This is a genomic window from Aeromonas sp. Y318-1 (genome assembly GCF_027706125.1).
In the GTDB taxonomy this organism is placed as follows: domain Bacteria; phylum Pseudomonadota; class Gammaproteobacteria; order Enterobacterales; family Aeromonadaceae; genus Aeromonas; species Aeromonas hydrophila.
On sequence record NZ_JAPDCM010000023.1, the window covers coordinates 1 to 24,382 of the forward strand.

26 protein-coding genes are annotated in these 24,382 nt (G+C 63.1%); 11 read left to right on the top strand and 15 right to left on the bottom strand.

Features of this window, described 5'->3' with window-relative positions; all coding sequences use genetic code 11:
- Window positions 1-119 precede the first annotated feature (119 nt).
- A complete protein-coding gene (locus OKB87_RS22385) occupies window positions 120-659 on the top strand; it encodes a gamma carbonic anhydrase family protein (RefSeq protein WP_270828563.1) in 540 nt (179 codons plus the stop codon).
- A gap of 80 nt (window positions 660-739) precedes the next feature.
- Here OKB87_RS22385 and polA read toward each other — a convergent pair whose 3' ends face one another.
- Window positions 740-3,493 carry a DNA polymerase I gene (gene polA, locus OKB87_RS22390; protein WP_270828564.1) on the bottom strand — a complete coding sequence of 918 codons (2,754 nt, stop codon included), beginning with the start codon at window positions 3,491-3,493 and terminating at the stop codon, window positions 740-742.
- A 400-nt stretch (window positions 3,494-3,893) separates the two neighbouring features.
- Here polA and elbB point away from each other — a divergent pair, with 400 nt between their 5' ends.
- Window positions 3,894-4,544, top strand: coding sequence for an isoprenoid biosynthesis glyoxalase ElbB (elbB, locus tag OKB87_RS22395; protein WP_024946128.1), 651 nt, complete (start codon window positions 3,894-3,896; stop codon window positions 4,542-4,544).
- Window positions 4,545-4,616: 72 nt separating this feature from the next.
- On the opposite strand, the gene OKB87_RS22400 is transcribed toward elbB, so the two are convergent.
- The 4 genes from OKB87_RS22400 to fieF all read right to left on the bottom strand — a co-directional run bounded on the left by OKB87_RS22400 (window position 4,617) and on the right by fieF (window position 8,074).
- Window positions 4,617-4,826: a cell division protein ZapB gene (locus tag OKB87_RS22400; RefSeq protein WP_016349028.1), complete on the bottom strand. Its 210-nt coding sequence runs from the start codon at window positions 4,824-4,826 to the stop codon at window positions 4,617-4,619.
- 246 nt (window positions 4,827-5,072) lie between these two features.
- Complete coding sequence (locus OKB87_RS22405) at window positions 5,073-6,353, bottom strand: hypothetical protein (RefSeq protein ID WP_263681251.1); 1,281 nt, start codon at window positions 6,351-6,353, stop codon at window positions 5,073-5,075.
- Between the two features lie 21 nt (window positions 6,354-6,374).
- Window positions 6,375-7,154, bottom strand: a complete 780-nt coding sequence (gene cysE, locus OKB87_RS22410) for a serine O-acetyltransferase (protein WP_011704210.1) — start codon at window positions 7,152-7,154, stop codon at window positions 6,375-6,377.
- 8 nt (window positions 7,155-7,162) lie between these two features.
- The gene (fieF, locus tag OKB87_RS22415) at window positions 7,163-8,074 is read right to left on the bottom strand and encodes a cation efflux pump FieF (RefSeq protein WP_016349026.1); all 912 of its coding nucleotides are present in this window, start codon (window positions 8,072-8,074) and stop codon (window positions 7,163-7,165) included.
- 86 nt (window positions 8,075-8,160) lie between these two features.
- Here fieF and OKB87_RS22420 point away from each other — a divergent pair, with 86 nt between their 5' ends.
- The 3 genes from OKB87_RS22420 (at window position 8,161) to trmL (ending at window position 10,747) form a co-directional block, all read left to right on the top strand.
- Complete coding sequence (locus tag OKB87_RS22420; protein ID WP_045790907.1) at window positions 8,161-8,856, top strand: response regulator; 696 nt, start codon at window positions 8,161-8,163, stop codon at window positions 8,854-8,856.
- On the top strand, window positions 8,853-10,208 hold the full coding sequence (locus OKB87_RS22425) for an ATP-binding protein (RefSeq protein ID WP_270828565.1): 1,356 nt from the start codon (window positions 8,853-8,855) through the stop codon (window positions 10,206-10,208). Before OKB87_RS22420 ends, OKB87_RS22425 begins: the two co-directional genes overlap by 4 nt.
- A 68-nt stretch (window positions 10,209-10,276) precedes the next feature.
- Window positions 10,277-10,747: a tRNA (uridine(34)/cytosine(34)/5-carboxymethylaminomethyluridine(34)-2'-O)-methyltransferase TrmL gene (trmL, locus tag OKB87_RS22430; RefSeq protein ID WP_270828566.1), complete on the top strand. Its 471-nt coding sequence runs from the start codon at window positions 10,277-10,279 to the stop codon at window positions 10,745-10,747.
- Between the two features lie 28 nt (window positions 10,748-10,775).
- On the opposite strand, the gene dinF is transcribed toward trmL, so the two are convergent.
- From dinF to lexA, 4 genes are all read right to left on the bottom strand, one after another.
- Window positions 10,776-12,161: an MATE family efflux transporter DinF gene (gene dinF / locus OKB87_RS22435; RefSeq protein ID WP_270828567.1), complete on the bottom strand. Its 1,386-nt coding sequence runs from the start codon at window positions 12,159-12,161 to the stop codon at window positions 10,776-10,778.
- Window positions 12,162-12,183: 22 nt separating this feature from the next.
- Window positions 12,184-12,810 (bottom strand): SCO family protein, encoded by a 627-nt coding sequence (locus OKB87_RS22440; RefSeq protein WP_024946134.1) that lies wholly within the window; start codon window positions 12,808-12,810, stop codon window positions 12,184-12,186.
- 221 nt (window positions 12,811-13,031) lie between these two features.
- Window positions 13,032-13,319, bottom strand: coding sequence for a hypothetical protein (locus OKB87_RS22445; RefSeq protein ID WP_270828568.1), 288 nt, complete (start codon window positions 13,317-13,319; stop codon window positions 13,032-13,034).
- A gap of 435 nt (window positions 13,320-13,754) precedes the next feature.
- Window positions 13,755-14,378, bottom strand: a complete 624-nt coding sequence (gene lexA / locus OKB87_RS22450) for a transcriptional repressor LexA (RefSeq protein WP_011704201.1) — start codon at window positions 14,376-14,378, stop codon at window positions 13,755-13,757.
- 204 nt (window positions 14,379-14,582) lie between these two features.
- Here lexA and plsB point away from each other — a divergent pair, with 204 nt between their 5' ends.
- Entirely contained in the window at window positions 14,583-17,006 is a 2,424-nt protein-coding gene (gene plsB / locus OKB87_RS22455) for a glycerol-3-phosphate 1-O-acyltransferase PlsB (protein ID WP_270828569.1), read from the top strand.
- A 65-nt stretch (window positions 17,007-17,071) separates the two neighbouring features.
- On the opposite strand, the gene ubiA is transcribed toward plsB, so the two are convergent.
- Both ubiA and OKB87_RS22465 read right to left on the bottom strand, forming a co-directional pair.
- Window positions 17,072-17,935, bottom strand: coding sequence for a 4-hydroxybenzoate octaprenyltransferase (ubiA, locus tag OKB87_RS22460; RefSeq protein ID WP_011704199.1), 864 nt, complete (start codon window positions 17,933-17,935; stop codon window positions 17,072-17,074).
- Window positions 17,932-18,468: a chorismate--pyruvate lyase family protein gene (locus tag OKB87_RS22465; protein ID WP_011704198.1), complete on the bottom strand. Its 537-nt coding sequence runs from the start codon at window positions 18,466-18,468 to the stop codon at window positions 17,932-17,934. Before OKB87_RS22465 ends, ubiA begins: the two co-directional genes overlap by 4 nt.
- Window positions 18,469-18,613: 145 nt before the next feature.
- Here OKB87_RS22465 and OKB87_RS22470 point away from each other — a divergent pair, with 145 nt between their 5' ends.
- A complete protein-coding gene (locus OKB87_RS22470; RefSeq protein WP_011704197.1) occupies window positions 18,614-19,048 on the top strand; it encodes a flagellar basal body-associated FliL family protein in 435 nt (144 codons plus the stop codon).
- A 105-nt stretch (window positions 19,049-19,153) separates the two neighbouring features.
- Entirely contained in the window at window positions 19,154-19,324 is a 171-nt protein-coding gene (locus OKB87_RS22475) for a hypothetical protein (protein ID WP_005307551.1), read from the top strand.
- 13 nt (window positions 19,325-19,337) lie between these two features.
- Here OKB87_RS22475 and OKB87_RS22480 read toward each other — a convergent pair whose 3' ends face one another.
- The 4 genes from OKB87_RS22480 to OKB87_RS22495 form a co-directional block, all read right to left on the bottom strand.
- Window positions 19,338-19,679, bottom strand: a complete 342-nt coding sequence (locus OKB87_RS22480) for a DUF2799 domain-containing protein (protein WP_011704195.1) — start codon at window positions 19,677-19,679, stop codon at window positions 19,338-19,340.
- A gap of 129 nt (window positions 19,680-19,808) precedes the next feature.
- Window positions 19,809-19,931 carry a hypothetical protein gene (locus OKB87_RS22485; RefSeq protein ID WP_016349017.1) on the bottom strand — a complete coding sequence of 41 codons (123 nt, stop codon included), beginning with the start codon at window positions 19,929-19,931 and terminating at the stop codon, window positions 19,809-19,811.
- A 74-nt stretch (window positions 19,932-20,005) separates the two neighbouring features.
- The gene (gene acuI, locus OKB87_RS22490) at window positions 20,006-20,986 is read right to left on the bottom strand and encodes an acrylyl-CoA reductase (NADPH) (protein WP_043160333.1); all 981 of its coding nucleotides are present in this window, start codon (window positions 20,984-20,986) and stop codon (window positions 20,006-20,008) included.
- A 29-nt stretch (window positions 20,987-21,015) separates the two neighbouring features.
- Complete coding sequence (locus tag OKB87_RS22495; RefSeq protein ID WP_024946139.1) at window positions 21,016-22,038, bottom strand: LacI family DNA-binding transcriptional regulator; 1,023 nt, start codon at window positions 22,036-22,038, stop codon at window positions 21,016-21,018.
- Window positions 22,039-22,289: 251 nt separating this feature from the next.
- On the opposite strand from OKB87_RS22495, the gene OKB87_RS22500 reads away from it, so the two are divergent.
- From OKB87_RS22500 to OKB87_RS22510, 3 genes are read left to right on the top strand one after another with little or no spacing between them, the layout of a single operon-like run.
- Complete coding sequence (locus OKB87_RS22500) at window positions 22,290-22,733, top strand: PTS sugar transporter subunit IIA (RefSeq protein WP_241417014.1); 444 nt, start codon at window positions 22,290-22,292, stop codon at window positions 22,731-22,733.
- A 32-nt stretch (window positions 22,734-22,765) separates the two neighbouring features.
- Complete coding sequence (locus tag OKB87_RS22505; RefSeq protein WP_026142047.1) at window positions 22,766-23,053, top strand: PTS sugar transporter subunit IIB; 288 nt, start codon at window positions 22,766-22,768, stop codon at window positions 23,051-23,053.
- 60 nt (window positions 23,054-23,113) lie between these two features.
- Entirely contained in the window at window positions 23,114-24,370 is a 1,257-nt protein-coding gene (locus OKB87_RS22510) for a PTS ascorbate transporter subunit IIC (RefSeq protein WP_011704190.1), read from the top strand.
- Window positions 24,371-24,382 lie beyond the last annotated feature (12 nt).

Sequence of the window (24,382 nt, forward strand, 5' to 3'; positions counted from 1 at the left end):
ATAAAATTGCAAAAAACTGCACTTTTTTAGTTATTCATATCCAAGCACAGCTTTTATACAAACTTATCCACAGAAACCAGTCTCGAATTGCTAGAATGGCCGAAAACAAGGAGGCCGAGATGGACTTGCGACTGAGACCTTACAAAGGAAAACGCCCGCAATTGGGCAAACGGGTATATGTGGACCCCTGCGCCACCCTGGTGGGGGATATCCAGCTGGGTGATGATGCCAGCATCTGGCCCATGGTGGCGGCGCGGGGGGATGTGAACCATATCCGCATCGGTGCACGCAGCAATATTCAGGACGGTACAGTGCTGCACCTGACCCGCAAGAGCGCCAGCAACCCCGGCGGCTATCCACTGCTGATCGGCGAGAATGTCACGGTCGGTCATAAAGCCATGCTGCACGGTTGCACCATCGGCGACCGGGTGCTGGTCGGCATGGGTGCCATCCTGCTGGATGGGGTGATCGTTGAAGACGATGTGATGATCGGGGCGGGCAGCCTGGTGCCACCGGGCAAGCGGCTCGAGGCCGGTTTTCTTTATATGGGCAATCCGGTCCAGCAGGCTCGCGCCCTCAAGCCGGCCGAGATCGCCTTCCTCAAGACCTCGGCCGACAACTATGTACTGCTCAAGGACGAGTATCTGCAAGAAGCTTGACCCCCGGTAGCCACAAACAGGAAGCCCGGCATGATGCCGGGCTTCTCTTCTTATGATAGCTATATGACCATCAGACGGGGTCAGTGGGCCTGATCCCAGTTGTCACCGGTACCCGCTTCCACCACCAGCGGCACATGCAGCTCGGCTGCGGCTGACATCTTCTCCTTGATGATGGCGATGTACTCCTCCAGCTTCTCTTCGCGGATCTCGAACACCAGTTCATCGTGCACCTGCATCAGCATGCGGATCGACTGGTCTTCAATTCCGCGGATCCAGCCATCCACATTGATCATGGCACGCTTGATGATGTCGGCGGCCGTACCCTGCATGGGGGCGTTGATGGCGGCCCGTTCGGCCGCCTTGCGCAGACCGGCGTTGCGGGACTTGATATCCGGCAGATAGAGGCGACGGCCAAACAGGGTTTCAACATAACCCTGAGCATCCGCCTGCTGGCGGGTGCGCTCCATGTACTCCAGCACGCCCGGGTAGCGTTCGAAGTAGAGATCCATGTACTTCTGCGCTTCGGCGCGACCGATCCCCAGCTGCTTGGCCAGACCGAAGGCACTCATGCCGTAGATGAGGCCGAAGTTGATCGCCTTGGCACTGCGGCGCATGTCGCTGGTCACCGCCTCGAGTGCGACCCCGAACACCTCGGCGGCGGTCGCCTTGTGGATGTCCTTGCCCTCGGCGAAGGCGGTCAGCAACCCCTTGTCACCGGAGAGGTGCGCCATGATGCGCAGCTCGATCTGGGAGTAATCCGCCGCCACCAGCTTGTAACCGGCACACGGGATGAAGGCCTGCCGGATGCGGCGCCCCTGTTCGTTGCGTACCGGGATGTTCTGCAGGTTGGGATCGGTGGACGAGAGCCGACCGGTCGCCGCCACCGCCTGATGATAGGAGGTGTGTACCCGCCCGGTCTGCGGCTTGATCATCAGCGGCAGTTTGTCGGTGTAGGTGGACTTGAGCTTGGCCAGCCCACGGTGTTCCATCAGCAGTTGCGGCAGCTCATAGGTCTCCGCCAGCTCGGCCAGCACCTCTTCCGCAGTGGATGGCGCTCCCTTGGGGGTCTTTTTGATGATCGGCAGCCCCAGCTTGGTGAAAAGGATCTCCCCCAGCTGCTTGGGCGAGGAGAGATTAAACTCCTGCCCTGCCAGCTCGTGAGCCTGTTTCTCCAACTCTGCCAGACGCTCTTCGATCTCCTGACTCTGCTGATGCAGCAGCTTGGGTTCGATGGTGGTACCGAGCCGCTCCATCCGCGCCAGCACCGGCAGCAGGGGCAGTTCGATCTCGCTGAACACCTTGGCGAGGCCCGGCTCGGCAGAGAGCTTGCCCCACAGCGTCTGATGCAGACGCAGGGTGATGTCGGCATCTTCCGCCGCGTAAGGAGCAGCCTGCTCCAGTTCAATCTGGTTGAAGGTGAGCTGCTTGACCCCCTTGCCGGCAATGTCTTCGAACGAGATGGTCTCGGCGTTCAAATACCTGCGGGCCAGCGAATCCATGTCGTGGCGACTGGCGGTGGAGTTGAGCACATAGGACTCGAGCATGGTGTCGTAGGCGATACCCTGCAGCTCGATGCCATGATTGAGCAGCACGTTGCGATCGTACTTGAGGTTCTGCCCCACCTTGAGACGGGCCGGATCTTCCAGCAGCGGCTTGAGCTTGCCGAGCACCACGAACTCGGTCAGCTGCACCGGCGCCCCCAGATAGTCGTGACCGAAAGGCACGTAGGCCGCCTTGCCCGGCTCGATGGCAAAGGAGACGCCCACGACGCGCGCCTCCATATAGTCGAGACTGGTGGTCTCGGTATCGAAGGCAAACAGCGGCGCCGCCTGCAGACGGGCCAGCCACTCATCGAATTCAGCCTCATCCAGGATGCAGCGATAGTCGGTTTCGATGGCGGCTACCGGAGCAGCACCTTCATCATCACCCTCGGCTTCGCTCTCCTCAGCGCCACCGGACTCCAACTCTTTGATCAGGTTGCGCAGCTCGTACTCACGATAGACCGCCAGCAGAGCCTCTTTGTCGATGGGGCCGAGCTGCAGCTCTTCCAGACTCTGCTCCAGCGCCACGTCGGTCTTGATGGTGGCCAGCACATAGGAGAGGCGCACCTGCTCTTCCTGCTCGCGGAACTTGTCGGCAAATGCCTTGGAGCCACGGAAGCCGAGCGCAGCCACCTTGTCGAGGTTGGCGGCGATCTCGTCGATGCTGCCGATCCCCTGCAGCAGGGCCAGCGCGGTCTTCTCGCCGACGCCGGTCATGCCGGGAATGTTGTCCACCTTGTCCCCCATCAGGGCCAGGTAGTCGATGATGAGCTCGGGCGGTACGCCGAACTTCTCGATCACCCCTTCCCGATCGGTCTTCACGTCCTTCATGGTGTCAATCAGGGTGACATGGTCGGAGACCAGCTGCGCCATGTCCTTGTCGCCGGTGCTGATCAGCACCGGCAGCTGCTTCTCGGTCGCCTGGCGGGCCAGAGTACCGATCACGTCGTCGGCCTCCACTCCTTCCACCATCAGGAAGGGGAAACCCATCGCCTTGATCATCTGATGGATAGGCGCGACCTGGCTGCGCAGATCGTCCGGCATGCTGGCCCGGTTGGCCTTGTATTCGGGGTAGATGTCGTCGCGAAAGGTCTTGCCCTTGGCATCGAACACCACGGCCACGTGGCAGTCGGGGTACTGCTTGCGCAGGCTGCGCATCATGTTGGCCATGACACGGACGGCGCCGCTCGGCAAACCGGTCGAGGTGCGCAGATCGGCCTGCTGGGAGGCAAAGAAGGCGCGGTAAAGATATGAAGAGCCGTCGACCAGAATAAGGGGATTGCTAGGGGCCATGAAATCGTCCTGCCAGAGATAAACAGCCGCTAGGATGCCACAGGGCCCCCCTCACACCAAGAGGGGCAAAGACCCTTCCGGCGGATCCTCACAGGCCATCAATCTGTGGATAACTCTGTGCTCAAAAATGGGGGGCAGTATGAACCACAGTGATGAAACTGTGCACAAAAATATAAAAACCAATAAATAACAATTGGTTGCACATGTAAAAACCGATCGCGAGACGACTTGAATGATCTCGATCAATGTGGAAAAAAATTTAAGGGAGTAAGTACGGCAGGATCCAAAACGAAACAATCCTAGCACAGCAAGATGACTTGACCAGCTGAGGACGAACGATAACCATACAAAAGTACAACAATCCATTCTGGCTCACATTTTCAACAACGAGGAGTCTGTCATGAAAAAAGTGGCCGTGATCTTGAGTGGCTGTGGCGTCTTTGACGGGGCCGAAATCCACGAGGCCGTTATCAGTCTGCTGGCGCTGGCCAGGCAGGGCGCAGCAGTCCAGTGCTTCGCTCCCAATGTTCCACAGCTCCATGTGATCAACCACCTGACCGGGGAAGTGAGTGAAGGCGAACGCCGCAACGTGCTGGTTGAAGCGGCCCGCCTCTGCCGCGGCCAGATAAGGGACGTGGCCGAACTGGATGCGGCCGACTACGATGCCCTGCTGGTGCCGGGTGGCTTTGGTGCCGCCAAGAACCTGTGCGACTTCGCCATCAAGGGGGCCGAGTGCCAAATCCAGCCGGATGTACTGAAGGCGTGCCAGAGCTTCGCCAGGGCTGGCAAGCCGGCCGCCTACATCTGCATCGCACCGGCCATGATCCCGCTCATCTATGGCGCTGGCACCCTGGCCACCATAGGCCATGACGAGGGTACCGCCAACGCCATCGAGGCGATGGGTGGCAGCCACCTCAACTGCCCGGTCAACGAGTTCGTGGTGGATCAGGAGCGCAAGGTGATCTCCACCCCCGCCTACATGCTGGCCAACAACATAGTGGAAGCGGCGGACGGCATCGAGAAGACCGTCAAACAGCTGCTGGCACTCTGATTGCCAGACTGACCCAAACAAACGGGCCGCTCATGGAGCGGCCCGTTTTCAATTCTCGCGGATGGCGACGACTCAGATGCTTTCGCCCATCTGGTCCATCTTGCCCAGCAGGGCACGCAGACGTTCTTGCCAGGCGACGTGCTCGTTGCGCAGCTGATGGTTCTCGTCTTGCAGCTTGTTGTTCTGCTCTTTCAGCTCGTCCAGCTCCATCTTCAGCAGGGAGATGTTGTCGACGGCGGATTGTACTTTGGATTCGAGTTGCTCAAGGACTTCTAGTGACATATGCATACCTGTATGTTCAATTGCGATGCCCCACAGAGGGCGATTCAAGCGCGTGAAGCCAGCATACCCCGAGCCTATCGGCACAAACAAGCCGGTGCGCTGTAAAATGCGCCTTCCATGGATGTATTGCCTAAATATGCGTCTATTTTTCTCGCATCCTGTGCCCGGGCCACGGCCGGCCCCGCACAAGTCGCCACCCCGCCCCTGCACAACCGCCCTGCACGCCCGTGCCGAGAGCCCGCATCCTCAGGCGTGCAGGGCGATATAGGCCCCCAGCAGCAGACAGGCAACCCCGTACATCAGCAGGCCGTAGAGCAGGTTGCCGCGCAGAATCGCCCCGGCACTCAGGTTGTAGCGGGAGGCCAGCGCCAGGTTTGAGCCGGAGAGCGGGCTGGTGCCGGTGGCCAGCCCCCAGCCCAGCAGGAAGCACATGCCGAGCAGGCTGGGATCTGGCGAGAGCGGCCACAGCAGCGGCGCCAATCCTGAGATGCTGATGAGCGGGTGTACCCCGACGATGGCCACCAGCAGGATCAGCAACAAAGTGAGCGAAGACTCCAGCCAGCCGAAATGATGAAAGAAGGGCAAGCCGTGGCCGCCACCCAGCTCGAGCACCGACAGCGCACTGTTGATGCCGGCGGCCAGCAGGCCCGCCCCCAGAAACAGCACCAGTTGGCCACCGATGGCAGGGAAGCGTTCCACCACCTGCCGCTTGAGGGCCGGGCCACGCCCCGCACTCGGCATGAAGGCAAAGGCCAGCAGTGGCGCCACCAGGGCGATCACCGCCAGGATGCCGAGATCCGGCCAGATCTGCTTGATCAGCAGCACCAGCAGCGCCAGTGCCACCGGCAATCCCAGAGTCTGCAGCCGCAGTGGATAGCCGGCAAAGTCCGCCACCCCCAGCCGTTCCACCTGCCAGGCGGTCAGCCCCATCGCCAGCAGGGTCGCCACCAACCCGAACGGCAGGATGCGCGACAGCTGCAGGCCGGGCGCATACGTGAGCGCCACCGCCATGGCCACGAAGAAGGGGGACCAGAAGGCCGCCGCACAGAAGATCCGGCTCAGCACCAGCACCTGACGCCGCTCCAGAGTACCGCCCCGTTCCAGCCGATCGCCGATGATGAACAGCACCGAGAGGTTGATGACGGCCCCCAGCAGGTTGAGGCTGGCCATGGTGCTCCACAGCCCCTTGCGCCCTTGCCATGAGGTGGTGCCGGTCAAAAGACCCGAGGTGGCGAGATTGAGGGTGCTCACCGCCGCAAACATGGTGAGCATGTTGATGTTGGGCAGTAGCCAGTCACCGGCTGTGAGGCTTGCCCCCTGCCAGCAGGAGAAGATCAGCAGTGCCAGCGCCGCCCCGTACAGGGCCAGCGCCTGGCGCCGTGCCGCCCCCACCAGCCAGGGCCAGGTGAGCAGCGAGGCCCCCCAGGCCGCGATGGCCGCCGGCCAGGGGGAAAATCCCAGATAGAGGTGCAGCAGATTGAGCAGCCACATCCCCAGGATCAGATAACCCGACCAGCGCTTGGCCATCGATGCACCTCGGTCAGGGGATCAGAGACACTGATCCATGTCCAGCGAAGGCTTGTCGCACTCCGGACGCCCCACGATCTTGGCGGGTACGCCCGCCACCGTGGTGTGCGGCGGCACCGGGTTGATAACCACGCTGCCGGCGCCGATCTTGGCTCCCATGCCCACCTCGATATTGCCGAGCACCTTGGCGCCCGCCCCTATCATCACCCCTTCCCGGATCTTGGGGTGGCGATCGCCGCTCTCCTTGCCGGTACCACCCAGGGTAACGCTCTGCAGGATGGAGACATCGTCCTCGATCACCGCCGTCTCACCCACCACTATGCCGGTGGCATGGTCAAACATGATGCCCTTGCCGATGCGGGCGGCCGGGTGCACGTCCACCCCGAACACCACCGAGATCTGGTTCTGCAGGTAGAGCGCCAGCGAGCGACGCCCCTGGCGCCACAGCCAGTTGGCGACCCGGTAGCCCTGCAGGGCATGGAATCCCTTGAGGTAGAGCAGCGGGGTGGAGAAGAGATCGACCGCCGGGTCACGCTCCTGCACCGCACAGATGTCGGCCGCCACGACCGCCAGCAGCTCGGGCTCGCTGCGCAGGGCCAGCTCGATCACCTCGCGCAGAGCGATGGCGGGCATGGTGGCGCTGTCGAGCTTGTTGGCCAGCTGGAAGCTGAGGGCCGAACGCAGGTTCTTGTGATTGAGAATGGTGGAGTGGAAGAAGCTGGCCAGCATGGGCTCTTCGGTCGCCATGCTCGCCGCTTCTTGCTGAATTTTTTGCCAGGTTCTGGCAACCAGATCATCCATGTTGCAGCCTACTGTTGTTCTGAGGGAGTGCCTTGCTGTTCCTTGTGCACCACGGAGATGGGGTCCATATGAATGATGACATCCATGCGCTCGAACGCCTGACGAACCGCCAGTTCGGCTTCATCGGCAATCTGATGGGCCTTGACCAGAGGGAGCTGATCGTCCAGTTCCAGATGCAACTGCACGAAACGGGTCGGACCGGATTGGCGGGTGCGCAGATCATGCACCCCGTGTACACCTTCGACGTCACAGCAGAGGGCCATTATTCTCGCTTGTTCCTCGGCTGGCAACTGACGATCGAGCAGCGCCTGCACCGATTCATAGCCGATGTGCAGCGCTCCCCACAGCAGGAACAGCCCGATCAGGATGGCAAACAGGCCGTCGGCCCAGTACCAGCCCTGCCCCGCCAGCACCAGTGCAAGCAGCACGCCGCCGTTGAGCAGCAGGTCGGAGCGGTAGTGCAGCATGTCGGCCTTGATGGCCACGCTGTTGGTTTTGCGGATCACCAGGCTCTGGAAGCTGACCAGCAGCAGGGTCAGCACGATGGAGCCACCACTGACCCACAGACCCGCCTCGAGTCGCTCCAGCGGTGCCTGCTTGAGCAGGGAGGAGATGCCGTGCATCACCAGCAGCAGGGCGGAACCGGAGATAAAGGCCGCCTGGATCAGCCCGGCCAGCGACTCCGCCTTGCCGTGGCCGAAGCGGTGTTCGTCGTCGGCCGGTGACAGGGCATAGCGGATCGCCAGCAGGTTGATGATGGAGGCGCTCACGTCCATGAAGGAGTCGGTGAGGGAGGCCAGCAGGCTCGAGGAGTCGGTCATCAGCCAGGCGATCAGCTTGCCGGTGATCAGCAGGGTGGCGGTCGTGACGGCGGCCATGCTGGCCAGCGTCACCCAGCGGGAATATTGTTGATGGCTCAAAACCGGCTTTCCTCTTGCGGTTAAAAATCTATTATACCCTGACCCCGACGCCGGATTGGCGCGAAAAATCAGCGGAATGACTTCAGATGCACAAAATACTCCTGGTCGACGACGATCTCGAGCTGACCCAGTTGCTCACCGAAATTCTGACCCTGGAAGGCTTCCAGGTGACCGTCGCCGAGGATGGCGAAGAGGGCTTGCAACGGCTGGCTGAACAGCACTTCAACCTGGTGCTGCTGGACGTGATGATGCCCAAGCTCAACGGCTTCGCCATGCTGGCCCGGCTGCGCAAGACCCACGATACCCCGGTGCTGATGCTGACCGCCCGTGGCGACAGCCAGGACCGGGTCAACGGGCTCGAGGCCGGGGCTGACGACTACCTCGCCAAGCCGTTCGACGATCGGGAGCTGCTGGCCCGGGTGCGCGCCATCCTGCGCCGTACCCAGAGCACCCCGCCCCAGCGCGGCGGCAGCTCGGAAGAGGTGCGCTTCATGGATCTGGTGCTGCAACCCGGCCTGCAGCAGGCCAGCTGCCACGGCGAACTGCTGGAGCTGACCGCCACCGAATTCGGCCTGCTGGAGTGCCTGCTGCGCAACCCGGGCCAGATCGTCAGCAAGAGCCAGCTCTCCGAGCTGGTGCTCGGCAAGAAGCTCGAGCCCTTCGATCGCGCCATCGACATGCACCTGAGCAACCTGCGCAAGAAGCTGCCGGAGCGCACCGATGGCCAGCCCCGCTTCAAGACGGTGCGCGGCAGAGGCTATCTGTGGCTGGAACAGGCATGAGAACCGCCCGCACCTTCAACGGTCTCTCCACCCAGATCTTCCTCTGGTTCTGGTTCATGCTGTTGCTGGTGGTGGCCGCCGTGGTGATCCTGCCAACCCTGGATCCCCGCAACATCATTCCGCTGCCGGCCCACGAGATCACCCGCCTCAACAACAACCTGAAGGCACTGCAGAAGGGGGCCGACCCCAATCAGGATTTCGATCTGGCCCAGGCCATCGATGCCGCCGGCCTGCTGCCGGTCGACAACATCTATCTGCGCGATGCCAAGGGGCAGATGCAGTCCAGCACCCGCCTGAGCAAGTTCGTGATCCGTTTCATGCTCGACTCGGACAACCCGGCCAAGCCCATGCTGGGCAGCGAACACAAGCGGGCCATCGCCGGCCCCTTCCAGATGACGCATCACGGCCAGATCTATCACATCTACTTTGGCCTCAATGTCGAGAACTCCTATCTGTTCCTGTTCATCCAGATCCTGGATCACCCGATCCAGATCCTCGGCATCGCCATGCTGGTCAGCACCCCGCTCTGTCTGCTGCTGGCCTGGCGACTGACCCGCCCCATCCTGCAGCTGCAGCAGTCGGTCTCCCAGCTGGCGGAGGGCAATCTGGAGGCACAGATCCCCAACCTGGGACGGCGGGACGAGATAGGCCAGCTGGCGGATCACGTCAGCCACATGGTCGATACCCTCAAGAACATGATCCAGAAGCAGAAGCAGCTGCTCTCCGACATCTCCCACGAGCTGCGCAGCCCGCTCACCCGCATCCAGCTGGCGCAGGCGCTGATCCGCCGCAAACAGGGGGACAGCAACGAGCTGGTACGGATCGAATCGGAGATCGGCCGGCTCGACAAGCTGATCGGTGACCTGCTCGACCTGTCGCGGGTACAGCAGCATGTGGAAGCACCGGTGGTGATGCCGTTGGCCGAGCTGCTGGAGCCCATCCTGGACGACGCCATGTTCGAGGCCAACCAGAGCGGCAAGCAGCTCAGGCTGCCGCCGCTACCGGCTGAATCGCTGCGGATGTGGCCCGATCTGCTGGCCCGGGCACTGGAGAATCCACTGCGCAACGCGCTCAAATACGCCCGCGAGTTCATCAAGGTGGACTGGTATCGGGAGGGTCTGGAGTGGGTGATGACCATCCGCGACGACGGCCCCGGCGTGCCGGTGGCGCAGCAGGCCCAGCTGTTCCTGCCCTTCTTTCGGGTGGACGATGCCCGCAACGCCAAGACCGGCGGCACCGGGCTGGGGCTGGCCATCGCCGCGGAGGCCATTGCGCGCCACGGCGGCACCATCCGCGCCAGCAGCAATCAACCGGCCGGGCTGACCATCACCATCCGCCTGCCCATCAGCTGAGCAGGCTCTTTTCATCCGTACGGGCGCTGGGTATGCTGGCGCCCTTTTCGCCCCATCAGGACGCAGTCATGCTCGACATCGTGCTCTACCAACCGGAAATTCCGCCCAATACCGGCAACATCATCCGCCTCTGCGCCAACACCGGCTATCGACTGCACCTGATAGAGCCGCTGGGGTTTGAGTGGGATGACAAGCGGGTGAAGCGGGCAGGGCTCGACTACCACGAGTTTGCCGAGGTGAAGCGCTGGCCGAACTTCGAGGCCTTTCTGGCGGCGGTGGCACCGACGCGGGTATTCGCCTGCACCACCAAGGGGCGCACCGCCCATTCGGCGGTGCAGTTTGCCGCAGGCGATGCCCTGCTGTTCGGGCCCGAGAGCCGCGGCCTGCCCATCGAGATCATCGAGCGCTTGCCGTTCGAGCAGCGGCTGCGCATCCCCATGCTGCCCCAGAGCCGCAGCATGAACCTCGCCAATGCGGTGGCGGTGTTTGTCTACGAAAGCTGGCGCCAGCTGGGCTACGCCGGCTCGCTGCAGGAGTGAACCCGACAGCTCCAGGCAGGCGCTGAGGTCAGGAGGAGGCCTGCTGCGCCGCTCCCACCCCGTGGGCTGAGTGCAGCAGCCGGCCATCTCGCTCCAGCTGCCAGCAGAGCCAGCCCAGCGTCAGCCCCCGCCCCGCCATCAGGGCCGCCATCGCGGCCCACAAGGCCGCCACGCCCCAACCCTGACAGAGCCACCAGACCGGGAAGAAGCCGCACAGTGCCGCCACCAGCATGCTGTTGCGCATCTCCCTGGCTCGGGTCGCCCCGATGAAGACCCCGTCCAGCAGGAAGCACCAGACCGCTAGCAGCGGCATGGCGATGAGCCAGGGCAGCTGCGCATTGGCGGCGGCGATCACCGCCGGCAGATCGGTGATGTGCGCGATCAGCCGGCTGCCGCCCACCGCAAACAGCAGGCTGAACGTCAGGGCAATCAGCAGCGCCCAGCCGAGATTGAGGACGATGGCCTCCCGCAGCCCCTGCCGATCCCGCCGCCCGATGGCGCGGCCCACCATGGCCTCCACCGCGTAGGCAAAGCCATCCAGCCCGTAGGAGATCAGCATCAGGAAGTTGAGCAGCACCGCATTGGCCGCCACCGCCACATCCCCCAGCCTGGCACCCTGCAGGGTCATGAAGGCGAAACAGAGTTGCAGGCAGAGGGAGCGGATGAAGATGTCCCGGTTCAGGGCCAGCAGTCGCAACAACGCAGGCCACTGGCGCCAGCGCTGCCAGGCCCCCTGCCACGCCGACGCGGCCAGCCGGTGCAGGTGACGGCTCACCAGCCAGAGCCCCAACCCGAGTGCGCTGTAGTCCGCCAGCAGCGAGGCGGCGGCGACTCCCTGCACCTGCCAGCCCAGCCCCAGCACGAACCAGGCATCGAGCCCCATGTTGACCAGATTGGTGAAGATCAGCAGCAGCATGGGGCTACGCGCATCCTGCATGCCCAGCAGCCAACCCATGATCACCAGGTTGCAGAGCGCCGCCGGGGCGCTCCAGACCCGCACCGAGACATACTCGGCGGCATAGTGCTGCACCTCAGCGGAGCCACCGCTGAGGGCGATAAGAGTGGGGATCAGCGGCAACAGCAGCAGCAGCAACGTCACTCCCAGCCCGACGGCGAGCCCCAGCGCACGGGCCAGGGTGTCGAGCTGGCCGGCCGGGCTGCTGGCGCCATGAGCCTGGGCGGTCAAGCCGGTGGTGGACATCCGCAGGAAGCCGAGCAGCCAGAACAGCAGGTTGATGAGGGTGGCGCCGACCGACACGCCGCCGAGGAACCAGGCCTGGCCGAGATGACCGATCACCCAGGTATCCACCAGCCCCAGCAGCGGAGTGGTGACATTGGAAAACACCATGGGCAGGGCCAGGGCAAACACGGCGCGGTGGCGCCGCCCGTCCCGCCACCAGACGGGGGTCAACATGTCGGAGGGAGTCCGTTGCTCATCATGCGTCGTCCAGCCGCACTATCTTGGCAAAGTCCGACACCATGCTCGCCATGACGACCCTGGGCACACTGCCCTCGCTCAGACGGGGGCGAAACACGGCCTCCAGCTTGCCGGCCGGATTGATCAACACGATGGAGGCGGAGTGGTCGATCAGGTAGTCCTTCTCACCCTGGTCGGCAATGGAGTAGATGAGCCCCAGATTGCGCACGAACGGGAACAGCTTGTCGTGGGGGCCGGTCGCCGCCTTGAACTCCGGGTTGAAGAAGGCGGTATAGGTTTTGAGGCGGGCCACGTCGTCCCGCTGCGGATCCGCCGAAATGAACACCACCTGGCTGCTCGGGGCGATCTTTTTCAGCTCGGGGTAGACGGAACGTAGATCCGCCAGAGTGGTCGGGCAGATGTCGGGACAGAAGGTGTAGCCGACGAACAGGAAGGTCCAGTGGCCGGTCAGGCTGGCGGGGACGAAGGGTTGACCATCCTGATCGGTGAAGGCGAACGGATTGATGTCCCGCCCCGCCGGGTAGTAGTCGGCATGCTCGGGCAGGGAGGGCTGGTTCCAGTAAAATCCGGCCATCATGCCCCCGACCAGCAGCAGAAACAGCAAGGGGTAACGCGGTTTAACCATAAGAGAGCAGACCCTTTCACTTCGACATACCCGCCAACCGGGCCCGAATGGAAGAGCCATTGTAACCCAGCCAGCGCCGCACCGGTCACCCCCTTGTAGCGGATGCCCGTTCGCTGGCCAACTTCCGTCAGAAGATGACGCAAGGGCCGGTGATGCCGGCCCGAACCCGCCCAAAACAACAGCCCCACCATGAGGTGGGGCTGCACAAGAAGCAGTGATGCTCAGGGCTGCTGTCGGCGCCGCTCATGCGGGCGTCTGGATTGTACCCGCAGCGGGATGACGGGGGCGGTCCAGGGGGAGTCGGCCAGCCCGCCGTCATGATGGCTGTGAAACAGGCGCACCAGCCGGACAATCTTGTCCTTGGGGCACCCCAGCCAAATGGTCCAGCAGGCACCCTTGTGGTGTACCCAGAGGGCATAGAAACGGGTCATCCGGTTACCCTTGATGAAACGGGTGATGGAAGAAACGGGCGATGCCAGACCCGGATCCCATGGCGAGCTTGAAGCCATACCTGTCCTCCTCGATCAACAGGCCACGCCAACCGGCACCGCCCATCACCACTAGGGTGAATGAGTCGATGACTGCCGCGTGTCGACTGCGCGAGTGTGCCGCTGCGGTGCCGACTGCCGGCGCCCTGGCCACTCTCCCTTCTATCCCGCAAGCGCCTCTTTGCAGGGTGTGAGCTGCACACCGCACGAGGCTGTTGTTTTTTCCTGCTGCCCTCCGGGTTCCTGCTACCAGCGATCTGGATAACGCGCGTCATGGCGAGCAGCGGGGCGGCTCAAGCCAACGAGTCCGCCTTACCAAATGATATATCTGAAATGAATCGCCTGCGGTCACCGCCCGCAGACAAAAATGGCGGGTATCAGGATCTGATTGAAATCATGGGGAAAGGAGTACAGAAACGAAACGGCCTCCCGCAGGAGGCCGTTTCGTGGCGGGGATTACATCCAGTCGGCGTTGCGAATGACACCGACCGCCAGCCCCTCGATGGTGAGCTGCTGGCAGGAGAGATCCACCTCGATGGGGGAGAGCTCTTCGTTCTCCGGCAGCAACCACACCTGGCTGCCCTTGCGCTGGAAGCGCTTGACGGTGACATCCTCGTCGAGCCGTGCCACCACTACCTGGCCGTTGCGTACCTCCTGGGTCTTGTGCACCGCCAGCAGGTCGCCATCCAGAATGCCGATATTCTTCATGCTCATGCCCTGTACCCGCAGCAGGAAGTCAGCTCGCGGGTGGAACAGGGCCGGATCCACCTGGTAGTGGCTCTCGATATGTTCCTGCGCCAGGATGGGCTCGCCGGCGGCCACCTTGCCAATCAGCGGCAGACCGCTCTCTTCCAGCGGCTCTTCCTCTTCGAGCAACAGGCGGATGCCGCGGGACGTGCCCGGCATGATCTCGATGACCCCCTTTTTGGCCAGGGCCTTCAGATGTTCCTCGGCCGCATTGGCCGACTTGAAACCAAGCTTCTGGGCTATCTCGGCGCGAGTCGGCGGCATGCCGGTTTCGTTCATGTTCGCCTTGATCAACTCCAGCACTTCGGCCTGGCGGGGAGTAAGGGGTTTCATAGCATGGGCACCTGTCTTTTTATACAGCACACTGGCAGTATATACAGTGCAGTGGCCAAGGCAAGGCGCAGCTGACATTTGTCGCGGCCTGGCACTCATTTGCTGCAGATTTGATCCCGCGCAGCCGACTCATCGTACCTCTCGGCGACAAGCAGTCGGTGATTTGCTATGCTCACGCCGCATTTTTTTGGAGAGCAGACGCACATGTCCCTTGGACAGAACATTTCCAGAGCCATCTTGCAATGGCCGGTCAGCGGCTTGGTCAATCACAAGAGCCTGCCGGAAAATCCCATCACCGAGCTCAAGCTGGATCCGGCCAGACCCATCGTCTACGCCCTGAAGACCAGCTCGATCACCGACCTGATGACCCTGCAACAGTGCTGCGAGGATCTCGGCCTGCCCGGCCCCTTCACCCCGCTGGAGCTGAACGGCCAGTTGCTGCCCCGTTATGTCTGTCTGGACCGTCCGCCTCCCCTGTTCGGCAAGCGCAGCAAGCCGCTGCCCTTCCTGCAGGAATTCCACCAGCTGCTGGATCTGCACAAGCAGGATCCGGCGCTGGATATCCAGGTGGTGCCCGTCACCCTGTTCTGGGGCCGTGCCCCCGGCCGGGAAGGCGAGGAGGCCTCCGGCTGGAACATCATCAGCAGCCTGGCACCAAACCGCCTCAAGAAGGCGTTGATCGTGATCCTGAAAGGGCGCGAGAACCTGGTGCGCTTCTCCCCGCCGCTCTCCCTGCGTCACATGGCGGACAAGCACGGCACCGACGAGGCCATCGCCCACAAGCTGGCGCGGGTCGCCCGCACCCACTTCAGCCGCCAGCAGCTGGCGGCCACCGGCCCCAAGCTGCCCAACCGCAACCTGCTGTTCAAACAGCTGCTCGATTCGAACGTCATTCAACAGGCCATCGAGGAAGAGGCCCAGCGCGAGGGGATCAGCCTGGAGAAAGCCCAGAAACGGGCCCACGGCTACATGGACGAGATCGCCTCCGACTTCTCCTACCGGCTGATCCGGCTCGGCGAAAGCTTCCTCGGCTGGCTGTGGAACAAGCTCTACCGCGGCCTCTCGGTCAACGGCGCCGAGAAAGTGCGCCAGCTGGCCCAGGAAGGACACGAGATCGTCTATGTGCCCTGCCATCGCAGCCACATGGACTATCTGCTGCTCTCCTACGTCATCTACCACCAGGGTATGGTGCCGCCCCACATCGCGGCGGGCATCAACCTCAACTTCTGGCCGGCGGGCCCGATCTTCCGCCACGGCGGCGCCTTCTTCATCCGCCGCACCTTCAAGGGCAACCCGCTCTACAGCACGGTATTTCGGGAATACCTCAACCTGCTGTTTGCCAAGGGTTATTCGGTGGAGTTCTTCACCGAGGGCGGGCGTTCGCGTACCGGCCGCCTGCTGCCACCCAAGACCGGCATGCTGGCGATGACCCTGCAGGCCATGATGCGCGGGCTGGACAGACCGGTGACCCTGGTGCCCGTCTATCTGGGCTACGAGCACGTGATGGAGGTGAACACCTACCACAACGAGCTCAAGGGCAGCCGCAAGGAGAAGGAGAGCTTCCTGCAGGTGCTCGGCATCCTGCGCAAGCTGCGCAACTACGGCCGCGGCTTCGTCAACTTCGGTGAGCCGCTGACCCTCAACAATTACCTCAACGAGCACGTGCCCAGCTGGAAGGAGCACATCGGCGAGGAGGAGCGTCCCGAGTGGATGGCGCCCACCGTCAACCAGCTGGCCGAGCTGCTGATGACCCGCATCAACGGGGCTGCCGCCGTCAACGGCCTGACCCTGAGCGCGCTGGCGCTGCTGGCCGCCGAGCGCCATGCCCTGACCCGCGACGAACTGCAGGCCCAGCTCAACACCTATCTGGATCTGCTCAAGCAGGTGCCCTACAGCCCGCACAGTACCATCCCGGACGAGGATGCCAAGACCCTGCTGGATCAGGCGATGGAGCTCAACAAGTTCGAGGTGAGCGAGGACAAGCTGGGCCAGATCGTCAGCCTGGACCGCTATCAGGCGATCCTGCTGACCTACTACCGCAACAACATCCTCCATCTGTTTGCCATGCCCTCCTTGGTGGCGGCGCTGATCGAACGCTGCGAGGGGATCTCCCGCGGCGAGATCGTTGCCCGCTGCATCGACATCTACCCGCTGCTCAAGACCGAGCTGTTCCTGCGCTATGAAGAGGACGAGCTGCCGGAGCTGGTCGATGCCCTGCTGGCCGAACTGCAGCGCCAGCAGCTGATCGAGGCCCGCGACGGCGGCTTCTGGGTCAATCCGGTCAACCAGACTCGCCTGCTGCTCTTGGCCGAGAGCATTCAGGAGACTCTGCAGCGCTACGCCATCGTGCTGACCCGGGTGCTGGCCCAGCCCCGCATCGAGGCCGAGCAGCTGGAGGCGGACGGCCTGATGATGGCGGAGCGCCTCGGCACCCTGCACGGCATCAACGCCCCCGAGTTCTTCGACCAGAAGCTGTTCAGCACCCTGATCCACACCCTGCGCAGCGAAGGCTACCTCGACCCGGGCTGCAAGCCGGATCTGGGCCGCTTCCAGGCGCTGGCCGACAACATAGTGCCGCTGCTGAGCACCAAGATCCGCCGCACCATCCAGGCCGGCAATCGGCTCTGACCCCGCTTGCACGACAGCATAAAAAAGGCCGCAACATGCGGCCTTTTTTCATGACAGGGGCTGGCTCACAGGTAGTTGATCACTACCCCGGCAAAGATCAGCGCCCCCACGTAGTTGTTGTTGAGAAATGCCTGGAAGCAGGCCTCCCGCTGCCGCTCGCGGATCAGCCGCTGCTGATAGACGAACAGCGCCGCCGCCGCCAGCAGCGACCAGTAGTAGCTGGAGCCCAGTTCGCTCAACTGCCCCACCAGCAGCAGGATCAGCAGGGTCAGCAACTGCAGCGCGCCGATGATCCGCTTGTCGTGGCGGCCGAACAGGATGGCGCTCGACTTGAGGCCGAGCTTGAGGTCGTCGTCCCGGTCCACCATGGCGTACTGGGTGTCGTAGGCGATGGTCCACAGCAGGTTGGCGAGAAACACCAGCCAGGCCACCGCCGGCAAGGCGTTGGCCTGGGCCGCATAGGCCATGGGAATCGACCAGGAGAAGGCCATGCCGAGCACCAGCTGGGGGATCGGGATATAGCGCTTCATGAAGGGGTAGCAGACCGCCAGCAGCAGGGCCGCGAACGACAGGCCGATGGTGAGCGGGTTCATGGTCAATACCAGGGCGAACGAGATGAGCGCCAGCACCGCAAACAGCGCCAGCACCTCCCGCGGCTTGACCTTGCCCATGGGCAGCGGTCGGCCGGCGGTGCGCTTCACGTGACCGTCGAAGTTGCGATCCGCATAGTCGTTGATGACACAACCGGCGGAGCGCATCAGAAACACCCCCACCACGAACACCAGCAGGGTCCAGAGATCCGGCAGGCCGTCAGCCGCCAGCCACAGTGCCCACAGGGTCGGCCACAGCAGCAGCAGGGTACCGATGGGCTTGTCGATGCGGGCCAACTGCACGTAGGCCAGTCCCCGCTCCTTGGTTAACAGATTCACTCCAGCTCCTTGTTGCATGACAGAGAGGGCAAGAAGAGTTCATGGACCAGCAGTGGCCATTGCCCCAGAAACAGACGGGAACGACGTCCCCAGACGGTGCCGGCCGGACACCAGGGATTGCTCGCAATCTCGAAACAGGCCAGTTGCAGATGATCGCGCCGGGCAGGCTCGTCACCAAAGATACGTTCACCCAGCGGTTGCTCACCCAACTCGCGCAAGCCGCTCTCTTGCAGCGCGGCTTCGGCAAACAGGGTCCAGCCCAGCACGGCCGGCCCATGATCGCCGTGCAGGATCACCTCGCGACACAGACCCATGGGCTGCTCAGCGACCACCAGCTGCTGCTCGTCGGCGTCGAGGGCGACGCTGCGATTGCCAAACAGTTGTACCGAGAAGTGGCGATTGTGGCGGCGCAGGCGCCGGGTCATGGAATCGGCCTCCAGCAACCAGGGCAGCAAGGCCTCGGGCGGCTCGCACTGCGCGGGCGTCTGCCAGGGCACGAGCCGGGCAAGGGGAACAGTCAACTCGGACTTCACAGCTTCACCATCCGGAGATTTCCGTTATCAGGTTAAAATCCGGTTTATTATCCGTAAATCAATCGAGAATTGTAAGAACATCCGTGCTTGACGGCCCCGATGGCAGCATCAAAAATGGGGTATCTCTTGCTGATGAGCCATCCCTATGAAGCTATTCAAATTTCTGCTGGTGTTGTTGCTAAGCTGCGGTGCACTTCAGGCCTATGCCTCCGAAGGGGGGGAAGCCCCTGCAGAAGGGGAAGCTGCCGCCGCCAAGCCGGGTTTCTTCTATCACCTGCTGGATCCCGACATCATCACCAACTACCTGAGCGATGGCAAAACCCTCGGCTACGTCCGGGTGACGGTGGAGCTGATGGCCGAGAACGAGGCCGACCTCAAGCTGCTGGAGCAGCATGACCCCCTCATTCGTGACGCCATCATCCGCCTGATGGGCAGCAAGAGTGCCGACCAGATCAAGTCGCTGGTCAGCCGCGAAGACCTGCGCAAGGAGTGCCAGACTAGGGCCAACGAGCTGCTGGTGAAGGAAACCGGCAAGAAGGCGGTGCGCGAGCTGATCTTTACCAAGTTCCTCTATCAGTAATCTCCCGTCACCACGAGCGGGCCGCGAGATCATCCGGGCCCGCTCGCTGTTTTAGAAATGAAAATTGATTACACTAGGGCCCACCGAGTTGTCGAGGTAGTCGAGATGGGCAACAAGACCCTGTGTGAATGGCGTCGCAGCGAGATCCCGGCCGATCTCAAGACCCTGCGCAAAATCGTGCGCAAACCCAAGTTCGTCTGCGGCAAGTGTGCCCGCAGCGCCAACGACAAGAGCTATCTGTGTCAGCCGCTGCGGTTGAAAGAGAAAGAAGCCTGAGCCGCCAGCCCGGCTATTGATCGGTCCAGCCCTGGCGGCCCTGCTCGAACAGCCGGCGCGCCTGGACGTCATTGGGGCAGACCCCGCGATACTCGCCACCGGAACGGCCCGCCAGATAGAGGTGCTCCGGCCGGCAATACCAGGCCAGTCCCTTCTGATGCCCCTGTTTCCACAGCTCGGCATCCACCTTCTCACCGCACTGGGCCTGATGAAACTCGACCCGCTCGGCGGTAAAGCCCAGCTTGCCATCGGCCTCCCCCACCTCGCTCCACACCTTCTCGCACGGATCGTCCGAATGGGAGGCGCAGCCCCCGAGCAGAACGGCAAACACTATCACCGAGAGTCGCATAATCATCCTTGAGTGTCGTTTGGGCAGTTCATTCTAGCCAGAGCCGCAGCCCCCTCCAAGCGCCTCTCCCCATTCCTGTGAGCCGCCCAAAAAAACAGGCGGGCCCGAGGCCCGCCTGTGTATTCAATACGCGGATTACTGGTCGTCGAGAGGGTCATCATCCTGCCAGCTCTCGTCTTCCCATTCATCCAGCTCTTCTTCCCAGGATTCCGGCTCCCAATCGTCATCGAGATCGTAATCCGGCTTGTGTCCACCCATGCTCATTCTCCTTGGATAGTGCACCCGCACTCAAAGTCTATCCAGAAAAATGGGGCTCGCCAGTCAGGGCTGGATCAAAGTTTGACCAGGGTGCGACCTGCGATTTGCCCTTGGGTGATGGCTTCGGCGGCCTCCGCCACCTGCTCCAGCCCGATCTCGGTGACCGCCTGCGCAAAGAAGCTGGCAGGCAGATCCCGCGCCAGTCGCTGCCACGCCAATTGGCGGCGCGCCAGCGGGCACATCACCGAATCGACCCCCTGCAACCGCACGTTGCGCAGGATGAAGGGCATCACGCTGGTGGGCAGATCGAAGCCACCTGCCAGCCCGCATGCCGCCACGGCGCCGCCGTAGTTCATCTGAGCCAGCAGCTTGGCCAGCACCTGACTGCCGACGGTATCGACCGCCCCGGCCCACAGCTGCTTCTCCAGCGGCTTGGCGGGCTCCAGCAGCTCGCTGCGCGGCACGATGCGACTGGCGCCGAGCGCGGTCAGCAGCTCGCCCTGCTCCTCTGGACGGCCGGTCAGGGCCGCCACCTGATAACCCAGCGCGGCCAGCAAGGCGACGGCGGTGGAGCCCACCCCACCGGCGGCGCCGGTCACCAGGATCTCGCCGCTCTGCGGGGTCACTCCCGCCTCTTCCAGCGCCAGCACGCAGAGCATGGCGGTCAGACCGGCGGTGCCGATGCACATGGCCTGGCGCTCATCCAGCCCGGCCGGCAGCGGCACCAGCCAGTCGGCCTTGACCCGCGCCTGTTCGGCCATGCCGCCCCAGTGCCCTTCCCCCACGCCCCAGCCGGTCAGCACTACTTTGTCGCCCGGCTGATAGCGGTCGTCGGCAGATTCGAGCACGGTGCCGGCGAAGTCGATGCCGGGCACCAGCGGCCACTGGCGCACTATCTTGCCCTTGCCGGTGATGGCCAGCCCGTCCTTGTAGTTGAGGGAGCTGTAGCTCACCGCCACCCGCACCTCGCCGGCCGGCAGCTGGCTCTCGTCCAGCCGGGTCAGGGTCGGCACCGTCTTGCCGTCTTGGTTTTCCAGTAACAGAGCCTTGAACATGGTTGCCTCTTTGATGAGTGTGAAAGGGGTCAGCTGCTTTGCCGCTTCTGCAGCTGGAAATCGAGGGTCAGCGCCGAGCCCATGACGGGTTCACCGGCCAGCTGACGCAAGATGAGATCGGCGGCCTCCTGCCCCATCCGCTGATAGGGGATGCGGACCGAGGTGAGTGCCGGATAGCAGGCCCGCGCCACGTCCAGATCGTCGAAACCGGCGATGGCGAGTTTGCCCGGCACGTTCAGGTGGCGACGCTGGCATTCGAACAGCACCCCGGCCGCCAGCTCGTCGTTGACGCAGACCAGCGCATCCAGTTCGGGCCAGCGCAGCAGGAACTCCCCCAGCATGGCCGCCCCCGTGCTGAAGCTGGGCCGCTCCGAGGTATTGATGATGGCGTCGGGGGAGAGGTAGTTGTCCAGCAGCGCCTTCTGCCAGCCCTGCATGCGTTGCTGCAGCATCCACTGCTCCTGGCGGGCGCAGAGAAAACCGATATTGCGGTAGCCGCGCTCGATGAGGTGGCGGGTCAGCTGGTAGCCGGCATCGAAGTTGGAGACCCCGACGTTCATGTCGATGGGGCTGCGGGCCATGGCCCCCACCTCCACCACCGGCAGGCGGGCCGCCTGCAGCCGCTGGCGGATGGTCTCGCCGGGATCGCTGCCAAACAGCACCACGGCCGCCGGATTGTGCTGCAAAAAACTGGTCAGCAGGCTCTCTTCCTGCTGCTTGAGGTGCTGGGCATCCCCCAGCATGATCTGGTAGCCCTCGCCCCGCAGCGTCTGCTGCAGCCCGGCGATCACCTCGCCGCAGCCACACTCGGTCAGGCTGGGCACGATCACCACTATGGTCTGGGAGGTGGCGGACGCCAGCGCCCCCGCCGCCCGATTGGGGATATAGCCGAGTTCGTCCACCGCCGCCTCGATGCGCTCGCGCATCTTGTCGGACACCAGCTCGGGGGTGCGCAGGGCGCGCGACACCGTCATGGCCCCCACGCCGGCCAGCTGGGCCACATCGTTGAGGGTCACCCGACCCGTGCTACGGCGTTTCTTCGCTTCTGACATCCTTCCCTTCCTCGGCATACGGGTGCTCACTTTAAGGCAAAAGCGCGGCACTGACTATTTGCTCAAACCGGATTTTACCTCCTTTGAGCCAGATAAGGGGCAAGATGAATCCCTTCCATGAGAGAAATGATAGCGCTATCACAGATCGATGTTAGCGCTATCTGGTAGCGCTAACTTTCGGGATCAGGCTCACAGTTATCAGCCGGCAAGATCGCTAGATTGGCGCCATCTTATCCAGCCCGGACATTGCCATGCTGACCCAATTGCTGACCGAGGAGGTCATTTCCATCGAAGCGGGCGCCCGCGACTGGCGTCACGCCATCGAGCTGGCCACCGCCCCCCTGCTGGCCAACGGCACCATAGAGCCCTCCTACGTGGCGGCGCTCTATCGCTCCCACGAAGAGCTCGGCCCCTACTATGTGCTGGGCCCGGGCCTGGCCATGCCCCACGCCCGCCCGGAAGACGGCGTCAACCGGCTGGGACTGGCGCTGACCGTGCTGAAGGAGGGGGTCAACTTCGGCTCCGAGGGCAACGACCCGGTCCAGCTGCTGGTCACCCTGGCCGCCAGCGACAGCAACTCCCACGTGGAGACCATCGCCCAGCTGGCCGAGCTGTTCATGAATGAAGAAGACGTGGCGGCCATCATGGCGGCCACCAGCAAAGACGACATCTTGCGCATCCTGGCGCGTTATTGAGTGGCGCCCTGCGCCTGACAGAGGAAGAGCACATGAAGATTCTGGTTGTATGCGGACACGGCCTGGGCACCAGCCTGATGATGGAGATGAGCATCAAGAGCATTCTCAAGGAGCTGGCCGTGACAGCCGAGGTGGATCACCGGGATCTCGCCTCCGCCGGCAGCGAGCGCGCCGAGATCTTTGTCGCCACCCGCGACATCGCCGAACAGCTGGTCAGCATGGGGGTCGACGGCCGGCTGGTATCGCTGGACAACATGGTCGACAAGGCCGCCATGAAAGAAAAACTCGCCATCGCCCTGCGCGAGCTGGGCGCACTCTAACCCCTTTGCGACTGTCTGGGCGGCCGGTGAGCCGCCGCTTCCATCTGCTTGGAGCTGACCATGGAATTTTTCAATTTTCTGATGTTTGACGTGCTGTCGGAGCCGGCCGTGCTGGTCGGCCTGATCGCCCTCATCGGCCTGATCGCCCAGAAGAAACCGGTGACCGAGTGCATCAAGGGCACGGTCAAGACCATCATGGGCTTCGTCATCTTGGGAGCCGGCGCCACCCTGGTGGTGAACTCGCTCGGCGACTTCGCCACCATCTTCCAGCACGCCTTCGGCATCAAGGGGGTGGTGCCCAACAACGAGGCCATCGTCTCCATCGCCCAACAGTCGTTCGGCAAGGAGATGGCGATGATCATGTTCTTCGCCATGCTGGTGAACATCCTGATCGCCCGGCTCACCCCGTGGAAATTCATCTTCCTGACCGGTCACCACACCCTGTTCATGTCGATGATGGTGGCGGCCATCCTCTCCGCCGGCGGTATGAGCGGCATCCCGCTCATCGCGGTGGGCAGCCTGGTGGTCGGCGTGACCATGGTGCTGTTCCCGGCCCTCGCCCACCCCTACATGAAGCAGATCACCGGCTCCGATGACGTGGCACTCGGCCACTTCTCCACCTGCTCCTACGTGCTGGCCGGCTGGATCGGCGCCAAGTTCGGCAACAAGGCCCACAGCAGCGAAGAGGTGCAGGTGCCCAAGAGCCTGCTGTTCCTGCGCGATACCCCGGTGGCCATCTCCTTCACCATGGGCATCATCTTCCTCATCACCTCCGCCTTCGCCGGGCCCGAGTTCGTCGCCAGCGTCGCCAAGGGCAAGCACTGGTTCATGTTCTCCCTGATGCAGTCCATCACCTTCGCCGCCGGTGTCTACGTGATCCTGCAGGGGGTACGGATGGTCATCGCCGAAATCGTGCCGGCCTTCAAGGGGATCTCCGACAAGCTGGTGCCCAACGCCAAGCCGGCGCTGGACTGCCCCATCGTCTTCCCCTACGCCCCCAATGCGGTGCTGATCGGCTTCCTGTCGAGCTTCGCCGCCGGTCTGGTAGGCATGGTGCTGCTCTACCTGCTGGGGCTCACCGTCATCATTCCGGGCGTGGTGCCGCACTTCTTCGTCGGCGCGGCAGCCGGGGTGTTCGGCAACGCCACCGGCGGCCGTCGCGGCGCCCTGCTGGGAGCCTTCGCCAACGGCCTGCTGATCACCTTCCTGCCGGTGTTCCTGCTGCCGGTGTTGGGGGATCTCGGCTTTGCCAACACCACCTTTAGCGATGCCGACTTCGGTGTGGTAGGGATCCTGCTTGGCCTGATCGTGCGCTAATCCTCAGCCCGC

Coding starts and splice junctions, on each gene's coding strand:
- OKB87_RS22405 (WP_263681251.1), bottom strand. CDS start 6,353: ATGGCCAAGCGCTGGTCGGGTTATCTGATCCTGGGGATGTGGCTGCTC.
- OKB87_RS22505 (WP_026142047.1), top strand. CDS start 22,766: ATGAAGATTCTGGTTGTATGCGGACACGGCCTGGGCACCAGCCTGATG.
- OKB87_RS22420 (WP_045790907.1), top strand. CDS start 8,161: ATGCACAAAATACTCCTGGTCGACGACGATCTCGAGCTGACCCAGTTG.
- OKB87_RS22495 (WP_024946139.1), bottom strand. CDS start 22,038: ATGTCAGAAGCGAAGAAACGCCGTAGCACGGGTCGGGTGACCCTCAAC.
- OKB87_RS22480 (WP_011704195.1), bottom strand. CDS start 19,679: ATGATTATGCGACTCTCGGTGATAGTGTTTGCCGTTCTGCTCGGGGGC.
- OKB87_RS22475 (WP_005307551.1), top strand. CDS start 19,154: ATGGGCAACAAGACCCTGTGTGAATGGCGTCGCAGCGAGATCCCGGCC.
- OKB87_RS22385 (WP_270828563.1), top strand. CDS start 120: ATGGACTTGCGACTGAGACCTTACAAAGGAAAACGCCCGCAATTGGGC.
- elbB (WP_024946128.1), top strand. CDS start 3,894: ATGAAAAAAGTGGCCGTGATCTTGAGTGGCTGTGGCGTCTTTGACGGG.
- plsB (WP_270828569.1), top strand. CDS start 14,583: ATGTCCCTTGGACAGAACATTTCCAGAGCCATCTTGCAATGGCCGGTC.
- lexA (WP_011704201.1), bottom strand. CDS start 14,378: ATGAAACCCCTTACTCCCCGCCAGGCCGAAGTGCTGGAGTTGATCAAG.
- OKB87_RS22500 (WP_241417014.1), top strand. CDS start 22,290: ATGCTGACCCAATTGCTGACCGAGGAGGTCATTTCCATCGAAGCGGGC.
- cysE (WP_011704210.1), bottom strand. CDS start 7,154: ATGGATGATCTGGTTGCCAGAACCTGGCAAAAAATTCAGCAAGAAGCG.
- OKB87_RS22470 (WP_011704197.1), top strand. CDS start 18,614: ATGAAGCTATTCAAATTTCTGCTGGTGTTGTTGCTAAGCTGCGGTGCA.
- dinF (WP_270828567.1), bottom strand. CDS start 12,161: ATGTTGACCCCCGTCTGGTGGCGGGACGGGCGGCGCCACCGCGCCGTG.
- OKB87_RS22485 (WP_016349017.1), bottom strand. CDS start 19,931: ATGGGTGGACACAAGCCGGATTACGATCTCGATGACGATTGGGAGCCG.
- OKB87_RS22425 (WP_270828565.1), top strand. CDS start 8,853: ATGAGAACCGCCCGCACCTTCAACGGTCTCTCCACCCAGATCTTCCTC.
- acuI (WP_043160333.1), bottom strand. CDS start 20,986: ATGTTCAAGGCTCTGTTACTGGAAAACCAAGACGGCAAGACGGTGCCG.
- OKB87_RS22400 (WP_016349028.1), bottom strand. CDS start 4,826: ATGTCACTAGAAGTCCTTGAGCAACTCGAATCCAAAGTACAATCCGCC.
- trmL (WP_270828566.1), top strand. CDS start 10,277: ATGCTCGACATCGTGCTCTACCAACCGGAAATTCCGCCCAATACCGGC.
- OKB87_RS22440 (WP_024946134.1), bottom strand. CDS start 12,810: ATGGTTAAACCGCGTTACCCCTTGCTGTTTCTGCTGCTGGTCGGGGGC.
- polA (WP_270828564.1), bottom strand. CDS start 3,493: ATGGCCCCTAGCAATCCCCTTATTCTGGTCGACGGCTCTTCATATCTT.
- OKB87_RS22445 (WP_270828568.1), bottom strand. CDS start 13,319: ATGGCTTCAAGCTCGCCATGGGATCCGGGTCTGGCATCGCCCGTTTCT.
- OKB87_RS22510 (WP_011704190.1), top strand. CDS start 23,114: ATGGAATTTTTCAATTTTCTGATGTTTGACGTGCTGTCGGAGCCGGCC.